Raw genomic sequence first — 14,821 nt, forward strand, 5'->3', positions numbered from 1 at the left:
GGCGGGGTGCTCTCAGAGCACCCCGCCCGCCTCGTCCCGGAACAGCTCCGTCCAGTAGTGCCAGTCGGCGTCGGTCGTGGCGCCCGTCGGGTCGACGGAGGACAGGACCTGGATCATCGTCATGGCCAGCTGGTCGTACGTCTCACTGGTCAGCGCGTGGCCCGACTCCTCGTCGATGGCGTGCTCACGGTGCAGCAGCCAGAGGGTGAAGGCGAGGGTCGAGATATCCGTGTTCAGCGGGTACAGGACGGATTCCGGCTCGCTCCAGTTCAGGACCGCGCCGGTGGCGCCGTCGACGACCAGGCTGTTGTCCTCGACCAGATGACCGAGGCGGATGAGCCGGTCGGCGTGGGCGGGGAGGCGGCCGGCCGGGAACGCGCCGGGGTCGCCGCAGTCGTCGTCGCGGACCGCGTCGTGGTACTCGGCGAGGGTCCGCAGCGGCAGGTCGGTGTCCAGCTGGAACAGGAAGCCGTCCTCGGGCAGGCCCGTCTCGCGCAGGAAGCGACGGGTCGGCTCGTGCGTCAGCGTCGCGGGGAAGTCGAGCTCCTCGAAACGGACCACGCCCCGCCGGCCGAACTCCTGGTCGAGCAGGCGGACCGGAAGGTCCAGGGCGAGCCCCGAGGCCGTGCCCGGACCGGCCACCAGGGCCAGCGGGCGGATCAGCGCGGCCATCCGCCACAGCGGTGCCGGCTCGCCGTCCGCCCCCTCCTCGAACACGGCGAGCAGCTGCCGCGAGGCCTCCGCCACCGCCTTCGTGCCCCAGCGGCCCGCGTAGGCGGCGAACTGGCCTCGTAAACCCGCCAGTTCGTCCGTCGCCGCGGCGAACCGCACCAGGGTCGGCAGCGACGGGGCGAGCGGACGACGGTCCATCAGGTCGGGCCGGTCGTGGAAGAAGTACGTCGTCGACACCTCGCCGGTGGCGCCGTCGAGCAGGACCGACTCCGTGCCCGGGCCCGCGGGGCCGAGCAGTCCGCCGATGACCAACTGCTCCCGCAGCTCCGCGGCGAGCCCCTCTGCCGGGTCACCGGTCGAGTCGGCGACCGTGCGCAGGCCCTCGCCCCGCAGCTGCGTGAAGCTGAACAGGCCGCTGTCGCAGGGAAGTCCGGGGCCGGTCAACCAGTGGCGCGTGGACGCGTGCGTGATGAACGGATCGAGGTCGTCCTCGGTCAGGGTGATCGCTGCCGCAGCACCCGTGGCGTCCATGACGTTCATGACATTCATGGAATCCGTGGCAGCGGTGTCGGTCGTGCTCATGGCTCCCCCGTGCATACGTGTGCTCAGTCCCGTGTCCCGTGCTTCGCCGCTCCGGACCGCGCCGTCCCGCCCGGACAGGACGGACCCCGGCCCTCCGAACCCGGCAGCCGTCCCCATCACTCGGAACAGTACGCGCCACCACTGACAACGCCCCGGATCGGGAGCGGGCGGGCGACCGGCCGGGACACGGACACGGACGCCCCACCCCACAAGACGCTCGAACACCCCCGGTGCGTTGCCTTCGCACGGGAATCAACATGAACGTTCTTCGGCCGCCCGCCCCAGGCCGCCCGGCCGCGGACACCGGTCCCGCGTCACCACAGGTGGCCGACCACGGACGCGGGTCACGGGTCCTCACAGGTGGCCGACGCGACGTCAGCCACCCGTCACCGGCAGACGGTCGTCCCTCAGCCGCCGGCCGCCCGTTGCCCGTCGACCACCTCCCGGCGCCCGTCGACCGCCCGTTGCCCGCCGGTTGTCCGGCGCCCGGCGGGCGTCAGTCGGTGGATCTGACCAGCCGGTCGCGGCCGCTGGTCACCACCGCGGCCTGCGGGCGGATCGGCAGACGGTTGACCGGGCGGCCGGTGGCCGCGCGAACGGCGGCGGCGATGGCCGCCGGCGAGGTCACCACCGGCACCGCGCTGACCGCCTTCGCGCCGAACGGCGCGACCACGTCCCGCTCCTCGACCAGCTTCACGATCTCGATGTCGGGCGCGTCCAGGGCGGTCGGGAGGGCGTAGCCGGTGAGGTCGGGGTGCCGGACCAGACCGCGCGGCGTGCGCAGGTTCTCGGTGAGCGCGGCGCCCACGCCCTGGGTCACGCCCGCCTCGATCCGGGCGGCCAGCTGGGCCGGGTTCAGCACCCGCCCCACGTCCTGGGCGACGGCCAGTTCCACGACCCGTACGGAGCCGATCTCGATGTCGACGTCGACCACCGCGCGGATCGCGCAGAAGGACATTCCGACGTAGGCGTCGCCCTGGCCGGCTTCGTCCAGGGGCTCCGTGGGATGCGGACGGCACTGGGCGGTGGCCCACAGTTCCTTGCCGTCCAGGGCCTCGGCGACGGGCGTCGACAGCACGCCGTCGTACGAGGTGATCCGGCCGTCGGTGATCTGGAGCAGCTCGGTGGACATGCCGAACTTGTGGGCCAGGGGCGCCAGGAGCTGGGTGCGGACCATCTTCGCCGCGCGTTCCACCGCACCGCCCGACACCCAGGTGTGCCGGCTGCGGCAGCCGGCGCCCGCGGCGGGCTGGTCGGTGTCCACGGGTGCCACGCGCACCTCGTCGATGCCGAGGACCTCCTGGACGATCTGCCGGGCCAGCGTGGTGAAGCCCTGGCCGGTCTCGACGGCCGCGCACAGCACCGTCGCCACCCCGTCCTGGACCTTCACGGTGGCCGTGGACACCTCGTCCGCGCCCTCGCCGCCGAGCATGTGCACCATGCCCAGGCCGTAGCCCACCCCGCGGCGTACCGCGCCCGGTTCGCCCGCGCCCTCGGGGCCGCCGGGCAGCAGCCACTCGTCCTCGGGGGTGTCCTTGGGCAGCGGCGGCAGCGGGTGGTCCCGCACCGCCTCGAGGAGTTCGGCGACCGGGGCCGGGCAGGTCACGGTCTGGCCGGTGGGCAGGACGTCGCCGGTCGCCATGACGTTGCGCATGCGCAGTTCGGCCGGGTCGAGGCCGAGCTTCTTGGCGAGCTTGTCCATCTGCGCCTCGTAGGCGGCGCACACCTGCAGGGCGCCCTCGCCGCGCACATGGCCGGAGGGCGGGTTGTTGGTGCGGACCGCCCAGCCCTCGATGAAGGCGTTCGGGACGACGTAGGGGCCGCAGGCGAAGGCGACGGCGGCGGCCAGCGCGTCCGACGACGTGTTGGCGTAGGCGCCCGCGTCGAGCAGGATCTGCGCCTCGACCTTCACCAGTTTGCCCTCGGCGTCGGCGTGGTGGCGGTAGCGCAGCAGGGTGGGGTGCCGGTGGGCGTGGCCGAGGAAGGACTCCTCGCGCGTGGCGGTGAGTTTGACCGGGCAGCCGGTCTTCAGCGCCAGCAGGCCGAGCGGCAGTTGGAAGCTCTGGTCCTCGCGGTCGGCGGTCGCCCCGGGCACCCCGGTGACGACGATCTTCACACGGTCGGGTTCCAGGCCGAACGCGGCGGCGGCCGCGTCCCGGTCGCCGTGCGGGTCGGTGGAGGCCAGGTACAGCTCGACCCCGCCGTCCGGACGGGGGACGGCCAGTCCGGCCTCGGCGCCGATGGGCGCGGGGTCCTGGCGGCCGATGCGGTACAGGCCCTCGACGACGAGGTCACCGGCCGCGTCCGGGTCGCCGTGCCGCAGCGGGATGTGCCGGATCAGGTTGCCGTCGGGGTGCAGCGGCTCGGCCTCGAAGGCCTGTTCGGGGTCGATCACCGGGTCGAGCACCTCGTACTCGACGATGACGGCGGCGGCGGCCATCCGCGCGGTGTCCGGGTGGTCGGCGGCGACGGCGGCGATGGCCTCGCCGTGGTGACGTACGACGTCGGAGGCGAAGACCGGGCGGTCGGCCCGGCCGCGCTCGTACACCGGGGTGCCGGGGACGTCCTCGTGGGTGACGACGGCGCGCACGCCGGGCATCTCGCGCGCGTGGGTGGTGTCGATGGACGCGATCCGCGCGTGCGGGTGCGGGGAGCGCAGCACGGCCGCCCACAGCAGACCCTCGGCCCACAGGTCGGCGGCGTACGGGAAGGTGCCCTCGGTCTTGGCGCGGGTGTCGGCGGCGGGCAGGGAGACACCGAGTCCGCGCGGGGGCCGTTCCGTCCCGGCGGTGTCCTCCGTGGCCTGTGCGGCCTGCACGGTGGTGGCCTCGTTGCTCATGCCTGGCCTCCGTCACGGCCGTAGAGCCGGTCATGCGGTCCGGGGTCCGGGAAGGCGGCGGGGCCGACGCCGCCGGCACCCGGTCCTGCCTGGTGCGGGATGCGGAACTCGCCCGTTTCGCTGCCGAAGCCCCGGTCCGTGCCCCGGGCACCGTCCTGGTCGTCCTGGCCGGCCTCGGCGAGGGCCTCGCGTTCGGCGACGACCTCCTGGACGGCGTCCACCACGCCCCGGTAGCCGGAGCAGCGGCACAGGTTGCCGCACAGGGCCTGGCGGGTCTCCAGCTCGGTGGGCACCGGGTTGCCCTCCAGCAGGTCGTGCACGGTCATCGCCATGCCCGGTACGCAGAAGCCGCACTGCACCGCGCCGCACCGCGCGAGCGCGCGCTGCACGTCCGACGGCCGGCCGTCCTGGGCGAGGCCCTCGACGGTACGGACCTCGCTGCCGGCCGCGGTGACCGCCGGGACCAGGCAGGACGCGACGAGCCGGCCGTCGACCTGCACGTTGCAGGCCCCGCACTCGCCCTGTGAGCAGCCGTCCTTGGCGCCGGCGAGGCCGAGGCGCTCGCGCAGCACGTAGAGCAGCGACTCGCCGATCCAGGCGTCGGTGACGGGCCGGTCGGTGCCGTTGACGCGCAGCACGTAGGAGGCGAGGGGGTGGTCGTCGTGCGCGGCACCGGACAGCGGCTCGTGCCCGGGTGACGTGCCGTCGGGTGCGTCCGGGCCGGTCCCGGTGCCTATGCCGGTTTCGGGGCCGGCGGCGGATGCGGGGCCGGCGCCTGCGGGTTCCGGTCCGGCGTGTCCGTCCGGGGTCGTTTCGGCGTGGTCCCTCGCGCCCTCGGGGACCGCTGTGCCTTCCGGTACTCCCGGGCCCTCCTGCGTGCCGTGCGGGCCCTGGGGCCGCTGGGAGCCCCTGGCGGCCTCGGCGGCCCCCGGAGCCCTCCCGGGCCCGCCGACGGGCCGTGCGGCGCCCTCCGGGCCCGGCTGCGGGTGCTCGCGGAGCTCCGGGGCGGACGGGCCGCCGGCCGCCTCCGGATAGGTCTCGGTGCCGGACCGCCAGTGGGGCTCGGCGGGAGCCGGCTGCGGCACCCCGCGCGACGGGGGCGGGGCGTCGTGGCCGGGGGCGGGCCGCCCGTCGGGGCGCTCCCGGACGGGGTCCGCGGTGCCCGCCTGGCCGTGTGCGGGGGCTCCCTGGCCGTGGTCCGCGCGCCGGTCGGGTTCCGGGCCGCCCTGCTCCCGGCCCCGCTCCCGGCCGGGAGCGGAGTCGGGGTGATGCGGGTCCACGCCCGGCACGCCCGGCCCCCACGGCTGCCCGATGGCCTCCGGCGTGGCCCAGGGTGCGGGGGCGCCGCCCGGCAGGGTGACCGGCGGGGTGACCGGCGGGGTGACCGGCGGGGTGGCTCCCCACTGCTCGGCCAGCGCGGAGGTGGTGAACTCGCCCGACTCGTCCGGGAGGTCGCCGCCTGCGACGGGGATCGACCACTGGCCGGTCACGTCGGAACCCGGTGCCGGGCCGCCGGCGCCGGGCGTGTCCTCGGCGTGCCACTGCCCAAAGGCCCCGGGGTCGTACGTGAACCGGTCCTGGCCGCCGTGCTGCTGCGCCGCGTACGTTCCGGGGTCCTCCCCGGGGCGGCCTGCCTGCGGGTCGTGCCACTGGACGCCGTCGACGGGGGCGCCCGGCGCTCCGGTGCCCGGCACCGCCCAGTTGCCGGTGGCCGCGGGGTCGGTGCCCGCGGTGGTGGTGGGGGGGTCGACCGTGATGGGCGGTGGCACATAGCCGTGGCCGGGCGCGGCGAGCGGGCTCTCCATCGAGTCCAGCAGGGCGTCGATGCCCCCCTCGGGGAGCTTCACGAAGGCCGTGGCGCCGTCGTCGTAGTCCCCCTGGGGCAGCGGGTCCCAGCGGCTGCCGCCGTTGTGGGACGTGCCGGACGTGCCCTCTCCGTGCTGGTCGTCGGTCACGACAGCGCCCTCCCCAGTGCTCGTCGGGCCAGTGCGGCGACGGTGCGCCGCAGGTGCAGTACCGCGGGCGGCAGCGACGGGACGGAGCCGTCCTCGTCGGGGACCGGATCGGGGATGCAGGCCGCGGCGACGTACTCCCCGAACGCGTTCAGCGCCTCCGGCACGAGCGCGCGGTTGTTGTCCCAGTCGATGAGCCGGGCGACCCACTGCTCGGCCTCCAGGGGCCGCAGCGCCATCGGCGCTATGGCGCCCACCGCGCAGCGGACACCGCGCCGGCCGGGGTCGAGCACCAGGGCCACGGAGGCGACCGCGCGGCCGGGGCCGGTGCGGCCGGTGGCCTTCAGGAAGACCTGCGGGGCGTGCAGCAGCGGCACGCGCACGTAGCCGATGAGTTCACCGGCCCGCAGCATGTCCATCCCGGCCAGCAGGTGCGACACCGGGATCTCCCGGCGGGCTCCGCCCTGGCCCGCGATGATCAGCGTCGCCTCGAGCGCGGCCAGCACGGGCAGCGAGTCACCGGTCGGGGCGGCGGAGGCGATGTTGCCGCCCAGGGTGCCCGCGTTGCGGATGTGCGGCGGTCCGGCGGCACGCGCGGAGGCGGCGAGCGCCGGGATGAGGGCGGCGAAGTCGGGGCGGCCCATACGGGCGTGGGTGAGACCGGCGCCGAGCAGCGCGTGGCCGTCCTGGTACTGCCAGCCGCGGATCTCGCTGATCTTGCCGAGGCCGACCAGCGCCGTCGGCCTGAGCTGCCCGGAGTTGACGGCGGCCATCAGATCGGTGCCACCCGCGACGGGCACGGCGGCGGGCATGGCGGTCAGTACCGCCACGGCCTCGTCCAGTGTCGTGGGCAGCGTCACGGCCTGCGCCGCCTGCGGTGCGTGCGTGCTCAAAACCGGCTGCCCCTTCCCGCGGCCCCACGTGGTCCCACCTGTTGCAGCCGTACGGTACGACCTGACAGGGCGGACGTGGCAACTCTGGCACATCTTCGCGAGCATCGAAGACAGGGGTCCGCTAGGAGACGTTCCCCACCCCACGCCCCACTTGACCCGTTTTCACACGCCATCGTCCGCGTGCTCGAATTGGCACCGTTCGATGATCCTTGCGACTTTTTCGGGTGACCTGTTATGGGTGGGGAGGATTTCTGCGCATGGCCGGTTCCGGACGCGGCAGGCGCCACCGGTTCGGGGGCGCCTTCCGGTTCGGGGGGCGCTACCGGTTCGGGGGTGTGCCGTCGATGGGGCGACCCGGCACACCGGGGCGCCGCTGCCAGGGCAGCGGGCCGGCGGGCGGGCGGTAGGCGACGCCGAGGGCGTCGAGTCGCCGGTAGTGGGCGGCCATCCGGCGCTCGAAGTCCGCGAAGTCCCGTTCGGCGGGGGCGGGCAGCGCGCTCCAGGCGACCTCGGCGAGGGCCGCGAGCCGGGGAAAGACCTGGTAGTCCACCCTCGCCTGGTTCTCCGTCACCTCGGACCAGGCGTTGGCCTGGGTGCCGAGCACCCGCCCGGCGTCCTCGGGCGTCAGCTCCGCCGGCACCGGTTCGAACCGGTAGACGTCCTCCAGGGTGCGCACGTACCCGATCGGCACCGGCTCCTCGGGGCCCGCGTCCTGACGGTGGTCCAGGTACACGTGCTGCTCGGGGCACATGACCACGTCGTGCCCCGCGCGGGCGGCGGCGACCCCGCCGGCGTAGCCGCGCCAGGAGGACACGGCGGCGCCCGGGGCCAGGCCGCCCTGCAGGATCTCGTCCCAGCCGATCAGCCGGCGGCCCCGCTCGGCGAGCCAGCCGGCGAAGTGCCCGATGAACCAGGACTGGAGTGCGTCCTCATCGGCCAGTTCGAGATCGGCGATCCGTTTCTGCGCGACGTCCGACGCGCGCCACTGGTCCTTCGGGCATTCGTCGCCGCCGATGTGGACGAACGACGAATATCCCGAGGCGCCCGTGGCATCGGCGGGGAACAGTTCCAGGACTTCCTCGAGCACTCCTTCGTAGAAGCGCAGGGTGGCGTCGGTGGGGGCGAGTACGTTCGGATTGATCCCCCAGGTGTCCCAGACGGTCAGCGAGGAGGTGTCGACGACATCGGTGTTGCCGAGTTCCGGATACGCGGCGATGGCGGCCTGCGAGTGGCCGGGCACGTCGATTTCGGGGACGACGGCGATATGCCGCTCGGCCGCGTAGGCGACGATCTCCCGGATGTCGTCCTGGGTGTAGTGGCCGCCGTGCGGTGTGTCGTTCCACAGGGGCGAGGCGCGGTGGCCGATTTTCGTCCGGGCGCGCCAGGAACCGGCCTCCGTCAACCGCGGGTACCGCTTGATCTCGATGCGCCAGCCCTGGTCGTCGGTCAAGTGGAAGTGCAGGACATTGAGTTTGTGCGCGGCCATCAGATCGAGATAACGCAGCACGCCTTCCTTGGGCATGAAGTGCCGTGCCACGTCGAGCATGAGCCCGCGCCAGCGGAAGCGGGGTGCGTCCTCGATCGTCACGTGCGGCACCGCCCAGGCCCGGTCGCGGCCGAGCGGGGCCCTGCGGTACGCCTCGGGGCCGAGGAGCTGCCGCAGGGTCTGGGCGCCCCGGAAGGCACCGGCCGCGCTGCCGCCCTCGATGAGGACGCCGTTCCAGTCGCTGACGAGGCGGTATTCCTCGGGGTCGAGCCCGGGGTCGAGCTGGAGCCCGATGCCGTCGCCGTCCGTGTCGTCGAGCTCCCTCCCCTCGCGCAGCGGCAGGCCTGTCGCCTGCCAAAGGACGGTGCGCAGCCAATGGCCGACGCCCTCCGTCCCGGGACCGGCGTAAAGCTGGGAGTACGCCGTCAGCCGCACCTCGCCGGAACCGGCGACGACGCTGCGGGGCGCGGGAATCAGTTCGGTCACATCAGTCCTTTACCGCGCCGCCCAGTCCGGAGACCAGGCGTCGCTGTACGAGTACGAAGAAGACCAGCACCGGAATCGTCATCACCGTGGACGCCGCCATCACGCCGCCCCAGTCGGGATCGTCCGGCTTGTAGAAGACCAGCAGGGCCATCGGCAGCGTCGACTGCGAGATGTCGCTGATGATGAAGGACTTGGCGAACAGGAAGTCGTTCCAGGTGGAGATGAAGGAGAACACGCTGGTGGCCACCAGACCCGGCAGAACGAGCGGGAAAAGGATCTGCCACAGGAACCGCGCGCGGCTCGCGCCGTCGATGTAGGCGGCCTCCTCCAGCGCCTCGGGAACGGCTTTCACGAACCCCCGCAGCATCCAGATCGCGAACGGCAGCGAGAACGCGATGTGCGGCAGGATCAGCGACCACAGCGTGTTCAACCGGCCCGCGTCCCGCATGAGGAAGAACAGCGGGATCGTCAGCGCCTCCACGGGCACCATCTGGGCCACCAGAAACATGATCAGCAGGGTGGTCCGCATACGGAACCGGAATCGCGTCACGGCGGTCGCCGCGAGAAAGGCGATCAGCCCGGAGGCGAGCACCACGGCGACCGCGACGACCACGCTGTTGAGGAAGTACCGGCCGAATTCCTCCTGCCCGAACACCCGTCGGAAGGAATCCAGGGTGGGGGTCAGGGTCCACGGCCGCGGCCGGTCCGACTCGATCTCGCCGGCCGGCTTGAAGGCGCTCAGCACCATCCAGTACAGCGGGAAGGCCACCACTGCCGCGACCGTCAGCGTGGTCGCCTCGGCCGCGAGCCGCCACGGACGCCGTACGAACCTGCGCACAGGATTCACCCGGCGCACCCCGTCCTCGCTCACGAGCGTCACAGTTCCTCCCCCTGGCGGCGCAGCAGCCGCAGGTACACCAGCGTGACGGCGAGCAGGATCAGCAGCATCACCACGCCGATCGCGGCGCCCAGGCCGTACTGCGAGGACGCGAACGCCTTCTGGTAGGCGTAGACGTTGAGGACCAGGTTCTGGCCGGCGATGCCGCCCCCGCCCGTCATGACGTAGATCTGGGTGAAGACCTTGAAGTCCCAGATCACCGACTGGATGGTGACGACGACCAGGATCGGCCGGAGCATCGGCGCGAGCACCGAGCGCCAGACGCGCCCCTGCGAGGCGCCGTCCAGGGCGGCGGCCTCCAGCACCTCGGCGGGCACGGCCCGGATGCCGGCGTAGACGGTGACCATCACGAACGGGAAGGAGCACCAGACGACTTCGAGCAGGACGAGGAAGAAGGCGCTGTACCTCCCGTACGTCCATGAATGGTCGCCGAGGCCCAGCACCCGGTTCACCGGGCCGAAGTCGGCGTCGAAGAGGAGCAGCCACACCGTGGAGCCGGTGACGGCCGGGGTCGCCCAGGCGCCGAGCGCGGCCAGCATCAGCGCGAGCCGGGGCACGGCACGCACCCGGGTGAGCAGCACGGCGAGCGCGCAGCCCACGGCCAGGGTGGAGACCACACAGGCCGCCGCGAACAGGACGGTGGTGAGCAGCACCTGCCAGAACTGTTCGTCGGAGAAGAGTTCGGTGTAGTTGCCCAGGCCCTGGAAGGTGGTCGGTTCGCCGCCGCTGACCTGTGCCTGGGTGTAGTGGAAGAGCGAGATCAGGCCGAGTTGCTGGACGGGGTAGGCGAGCAGCCCGCCGAGGACGACGAGGGCGGGGGCGAGATAGAGCCAGGGGGTGAGGCCGGCCCTGCGGCCCCGGCCCCGGGTACCCCGGGGCGCGCGGGGGGCGGTGGCCGTGCGGAGCGCGGGACGCTTCCGCACGGCCACCGCGTCCTGTGCGGCCACTGGTTCAGCCCACCGAGCCGAACGCCTCGTTCATCTTCTTCGCCGCGTTCCCGGACGCGGCCGCCACGTCCTTCTTGCCGCTGACGACCTCCTGGAACATGGTCGGCAGCACCAGCGAGGCGTCGATCTGCGCCCAGGCGGGCGAGGCCGGCACGAACTTGGTGTCGGCGGCGAGGGTCTTGACGAACGGCTTCAGGAACGGTTCCTTGGCGGCCACCTGCTGCCGCACGTCCGAGAAGGTCGGCAGGAAGCCCATCGCGTCGAACAGTTCGCCCTGCGCCTTCTTCGAGGCGAGCCGCCGCATCAGGTCGACGGCGAGGGTGCGGTGCGAGGTCGACTTCAGGACACCGAGGTTGTTCCCGCCCGCGAAGGCGGGGGCGATGGACCCGGACTTCACGCCCGGCAGCGGTACGACGGCGTACCTGCCCTTCACCGTCCCGGCTTCGATCGCCGCGTGGCTGAAGTCGCCACCGATCGCCATGGCGGCCTTGCCCGAGGCGAAGGCGGTCACCGTGTCGTTGCCGCCCATGCCGGCGCACTTGGCGGCCGGGCAGTTGTCGTCGCCGAAGAGGGAGGTGTACGCCTCGATGCCCTTGCGGGCGGCGGGGGTGTCGATCGCGGAGGCGTACGAGCCTCCCTTGCCGGTGGCGAGTTCACCGCCGTGGGCCCAGAGGAAGGGCATCGCGCCGTAGGTGTAGGCGCCGCCGACGGCGATGCCGTACAGGTCCGGCTTCGCGGCGCGGATCTCCCGCGCGGTGGAGATCAGTTCGGCCTGCGAGGCGGGGGGTTCGAGCCCGAGTTCGTCGAAGACGTCCGTGCGGTAGTAGAGGGCGCGGACGCCCACGAAGTACGGCGTCCCGTAGACCTTGCCGTCGACGGTGACCGACTGCCGGGCGGTCGGGTCGGTGTCCTTGGCCTCGTCCCAGGCGCCGAACTCCTCGGTGACGTCGGCGAGTCCGCCGTCCTTCACATAGCCGGCGGTGTCCGTGTTGCCGTACTCGATGAGGTCGGGCGCGGACTTCGGGTCGTTGAAGGCGGCCTTGATGCGCTCGGCGCGGGTTTCGACCGGGATGTACTCGACGGTGACCTCGGTGCCGTCGTGCGCCTTCTCGAATCCGGCGACGACGGACTCGACGGCCTTTTCCTTGGGTGCGTTGTTGACCTCCTGGAAGAGCCAGACGCGTAAGGTCCCGGTCTTCTCGTCCTTGTCGGAGGAGGAGTCCCCCGAAGTCTGGGGCGCGCAGGCGGCGGTGGCGATGACGGCCGCGAGGGCGACCAGGCGGACGGACAACTTCATGGACTGCATCCTCCGATGGGGTGTTGCAACATGCGCAACGCCGGTTTCGCTGTGCACAACAACACCGGAGGCTAGGGACTAGGTGAACCGGCCCACAAGAGGTCTCGACCACTCTGTGACCGGCTGACGCACTCCGCGCAACGCGCGGGCATCACAAAGACCCCCAGGGCGCGCAAAACGCGCCCGGGGGCCTCGAGGGCGAGGCGGGCGCGGCTACTTGTCGCCCTTGCCCTTGCCGCCCTTGCCCTTGTCGTCGCCGCCGCTCATGGACTCGTAGATCTCCTTGCACATGGGGCAGACGGGGTACTTCTTCGGGTCGCGGCCCGGCACCCACACCTTGCCGCACAGCGCCACGACGGGCGTGCCGTCGAGAGCGCTCGCCATGATCTTGTCCTTCTGGACGTAGTGGGCGTAGCGCTCGTGGTCGCCGTCGCCGTGGGAGGTCTGCGGCGTCGGCTCTACGAGGGTTCCCGTACCAGTCCCGCGCTCGGGCTCAAGAGTGCTCATGAAACAAAGGGTACTGAAGCTCACACGCATCAGTTGAGCGAAGGGTCGTCCGGATAGGTGGCCACCATCGCCAGCTCGCTGCGCTGGCGGCGCAGCACCTCGCGCCAGAGCCGCTCCGGCACCGGGTGCGAGATGTCGCCGGGCTCCGACTCCACGACGTACCAGGCGCCTTCCACCAGCTCGTCCTCCAGCTGGCCGGGGCCCCACCCCGCGTATCCGGCGAAGATGCGCAGCGAGCCGAGAGCGGCCGCGAGCAGCTCCGGCGGTGCCTCCAGGTCGACCAGCCCGATCGCCCCGTACACCTGGCGCCAGCCCAGCGGCACGTCCCCGCCACCCGTCCCGCCGGGGACGACGGCGACGCCGAGGGCCGAGTCCAGCGACACCGGGCCGCCCTGGAAGACGACCCCGGGTTCGCCGGCCAGGTCCGCCCAGCCCTCCAGGATGTCCCCCACGTCCACCGGGGTCGGGCGGTTGAGCACGACACCGAGGGAGCCCTCCTCGTCGTGGTCGAGGAGGAGCACGACCGCGCGGTCGAAGTTCGGGTCCGCCAGGGCGGGCGCGGCCACGAGCAGCCGCCCTGTGAGCGAGGACACCTCGGTCATGCCAGATATGATCCCGCATCTTCCCCTTCCGTGGGGAGGCAATCGGGGTACGGGGGTGAACGCGGCTGTCCGGCCCGTGCGCGGCCTGGCGAGGCGCCGTCGGGCGGGCCGGAGCGGACCACGGGCGGCCGGCGGGCGTACGGAAGTGTCCCCGGCGCACGGTGCCGGCGGTGACCCCGAGTGGCCGGAGAGACACTGCTCGTGTTGCGGTGGGCACGGGACGACACCGGGCCGTGCCCGGGCTGCTGGAACGGGCGTGGGGGGCGACTACCCTTGCCCTTCTGGCCCCTGCCCCCTCCACGGAACGCGAGATTCATGACCGTCAACGGCGCTGAAGACGTACTGCTTGTCCACGGCGGAACCCCACTGGAGGGGGAAATCCGTGTCCGCGGCGCGAAGAACCTCGTCCCGAAGGCCATGGTCGCCGCCCTGCTGGGCAGTGAGCCGAGCCGGCTGGGCAACGTTCCGGACATCCGTGACGTCCGGGTCGTACGAGGGCTGCTGCAGCTGCACGGGGTGACGGTCCGCCCCGGCGACGAGCCCGGTGAACTGGTGCTCGATCCCACCCGGGTGGAGAGCGCCAAAGTCGCCGACATCGATGCCCACGCGGGTTCGTCCCGCATCCCGATCCTGTTCTGCGGCCCGCTGCTGCACCGGCTGGGGCACGCGTTCATCCCGGGTCTGGGCGGCTGCGACATCGGCGGCCGGCCGATCGACTTCCACTTCGACGTGCTGCGCCAGTTCGGCGCGACGATCGAGAAGCGTGCGGACGGCCAGTACCTGGAGGCCCCGCAGCGGCTGCGCGGTACGAAGATCAAGCTGCCGTACCCGTCCGTCGGCACGACGGAGCAGGTGCTGCTGACGGCGGTCCTCGCGGAGGGCGTCACCGAGCTGTCCAACGCGGCGGTGGAGCCGGAGATCGAGGACCTGATCTGCGTCCTGCAGAAAATGGGCGCGATCATCGCGATGGACACCGACCGGACCATCCGCATCACCGGCGTGGACAAGCTCGGCGGCTACAACCACCGCGCCCTTCCCGACCGCCTGGAGGCCGCCTCCTGGGCGTCCGCGGCGCTGGCCACCGAGGGCAACATCTACGTCCGCGGCGCCCAGCAGCGCTCGATGATGACGTTCCTGAACACCTACCGGAAGGTGGGCGGCGCCTTCGAGATCGACGACAAGGGCATCCGGTTCTGGCACCCGGGCGGCCAGCTCAAGTCGATCGCGCTGGAGACGGACGTCCACCCGGGCTTCCAGACCGACTGGCAGCAGCCGCTGGTGGTCGCCCTGACCCAGGCGACGGGGCTGTCGATCGTCCACGAGACGGTCTACGAGTCCCGGCTCGGCTTCACCTCGGCGCTCAACCAGATGGGTGCGCACATCCAGCTCTACCGCGAGTGCCTGGGCGGCTCCCACTGCCGCTTCGGCCAGCGCAACTTCCTCCACTCGGCGGTCGTCTCGGGCCCGACCCGGCTCCAGGGCGCCGACCTGGTCATCCCCGACCTGCGCGGCGGCTTCTCCTACCTGATCGCCGCCCTCGCCGCCCAGGGCACGTCCCGCGTCCACGGCATCGGCTTGATCAACCGCGGCTACGAGAACTTCATGGACAAGCTGGTGGAGCTGGGGGCGAAGGTCGAACTGCCCGGCAAGGCCCTGGGCT

The 14,821-nt window shown here is 72.5% G+C and carries 11 protein-coding genes; 1 reads left to right on the forward strand and 10 read right to left on the reverse strand.

Annotation, left to right across the window (positions count from 1 at the left end; translation table 11 throughout):
* Window positions 1-12: 12 nt before the first annotated feature.
* The 10 genes from ACFP2V_RS37710 to ACFP2V_RS37755 all read right to left on the reverse strand — a co-directional run bounded on the left by ACFP2V_RS37710 (window position 13) and on the right by ACFP2V_RS37755 (window position 13,161).
* Complete coding sequence (locus ACFP2V_RS37710) at window positions 13-1,254, reverse strand: SUKH-4 family immunity protein (protein WP_381220934.1); 1,242 nt, start codon at window positions 1,252-1,254, stop codon at window positions 13-15.
* A gap of 496 nt (window positions 1,255-1,750) precedes the next feature.
* Entirely contained in the window at window positions 1,751-4,093 is a 2,343-nt protein-coding gene (locus tag ACFP2V_RS37715) for a xanthine dehydrogenase family protein molybdopterin-binding subunit (protein ID WP_381220937.1), read from the reverse strand.
* A complete protein-coding gene (locus ACFP2V_RS37720; protein WP_381220940.1) occupies window positions 4,090-6,048 on the reverse strand; it encodes a 2Fe-2S iron-sulfur cluster-binding protein in 1,959 nt (652 codons plus the stop codon). Before ACFP2V_RS37720 ends, ACFP2V_RS37715 begins: the two co-directional genes overlap by 4 nt.
* A complete protein-coding gene (locus ACFP2V_RS37725; RefSeq protein ID WP_381220943.1) occupies window positions 6,045-6,938 on the reverse strand; it encodes an FAD binding domain-containing protein in 894 nt (297 codons plus the stop codon). Before ACFP2V_RS37725 ends, ACFP2V_RS37720 begins: the two co-directional genes overlap by 4 nt.
* A 319-nt stretch (window positions 6,939-7,257) precedes the next feature.
* Window positions 7,258-8,910 carry a beta-N-acetylhexosaminidase gene (locus tag ACFP2V_RS37730; RefSeq protein ID WP_381220946.1) on the reverse strand — a complete coding sequence of 551 codons (1,653 nt, stop codon included), beginning with the start codon at window positions 8,908-8,910 and terminating at the stop codon, window positions 7,258-7,260.
* A gap of 1 nt (window position 8,911) precedes the next feature.
* Window positions 8,912-9,757, reverse strand: coding sequence for a carbohydrate ABC transporter permease (locus ACFP2V_RS37735; RefSeq protein ID WP_381220979.1), 846 nt, complete (start codon window positions 9,755-9,757; stop codon window positions 8,912-8,914).
* A gap of 29 nt (window positions 9,758-9,786) precedes the next feature.
* Window positions 9,787-10,755 carry a carbohydrate ABC transporter permease gene (locus tag ACFP2V_RS37740; RefSeq protein ID WP_381220949.1) on the reverse strand — a complete coding sequence of 323 codons (969 nt, stop codon included), beginning with the start codon at window positions 10,753-10,755 and terminating at the stop codon, window positions 9,787-9,789.
* Window positions 10,756-10,759: 4 nt separating this feature from the next.
* Window positions 10,760-12,052 carry an extracellular solute-binding protein gene (locus tag ACFP2V_RS37745; protein WP_381220952.1) on the reverse strand — a complete coding sequence of 431 codons (1,293 nt, stop codon included), beginning with the start codon at window positions 12,050-12,052 and terminating at the stop codon, window positions 10,760-10,762.
* Window positions 12,053-12,265: 213 nt separating this feature from the next.
* Complete coding sequence (locus ACFP2V_RS37750; RefSeq protein WP_381220955.1) at window positions 12,266-12,559, reverse strand: DUF3039 domain-containing protein; 294 nt, start codon at window positions 12,557-12,559, stop codon at window positions 12,266-12,268.
* A 29-nt stretch (window positions 12,560-12,588) separates the two neighbouring features.
* Window positions 12,589-13,161 carry a YqgE/AlgH family protein gene (locus tag ACFP2V_RS37755; protein WP_381220958.1) on the reverse strand — a complete coding sequence of 191 codons (573 nt, stop codon included), beginning with the start codon at window positions 13,159-13,161 and terminating at the stop codon, window positions 12,589-12,591.
* A 315-nt stretch (window positions 13,162-13,476) separates the two neighbouring features.
* On the opposite strand from ACFP2V_RS37755, the gene murA reads away from it, so the two are divergent.
* On the forward strand, window positions 13,477-14,821 hold a 1,345-nt coding region (gene murA, locus ACFP2V_RS37760; RefSeq protein ID WP_381220961.1), incomplete at its 3' end, for a UDP-N-acetylglucosamine 1-carboxyvinyltransferase.

This window comes from Streptomyces incanus (genome assembly GCF_042656345.1).
GTDB classification, from domain to species: Bacteria; Actinomycetota; Actinomycetes; order Streptomycetales; family Streptomycetaceae; genus Streptomyces; species Streptomyces incanus.

What these genes read in the sequence shown, in the direction of transcription:
- ACFP2V_RS37715 (WP_381220937.1), bottom strand. Translation starts at nt 4,093, where the DNA reads ATGAGCAACGAGGCCACCACCGTGCAGGCCGCACAGGCCACGGAGGAC.
- ACFP2V_RS37745 (WP_381220952.1), bottom strand. Translation starts at nt 12,052, where the DNA reads ATGAAGTTGTCCGTCCGCCTGGTCGCCCTCGCGGCCGTCATCGCCACC.
- ACFP2V_RS37755 (WP_381220958.1), bottom strand. Translation starts at nt 13,161, where the DNA reads ATGACCGAGGTGTCCTCGCTCACAGGGCGGCTGCTCGTGGCCGCGCCC.
- ACFP2V_RS37710 (WP_381220934.1), bottom strand. Translation starts at nt 1,254, where the DNA reads ATGAGCACGACCGACACCGCTGCCACGGATTCCATGAATGTCATGAAC.
- ACFP2V_RS37750 (WP_381220955.1), bottom strand. Translation starts at nt 12,559, where the DNA reads ATGAGCACTCTTGAGCCCGAGCGCGGGACTGGTACGGGAACCCTCGTA.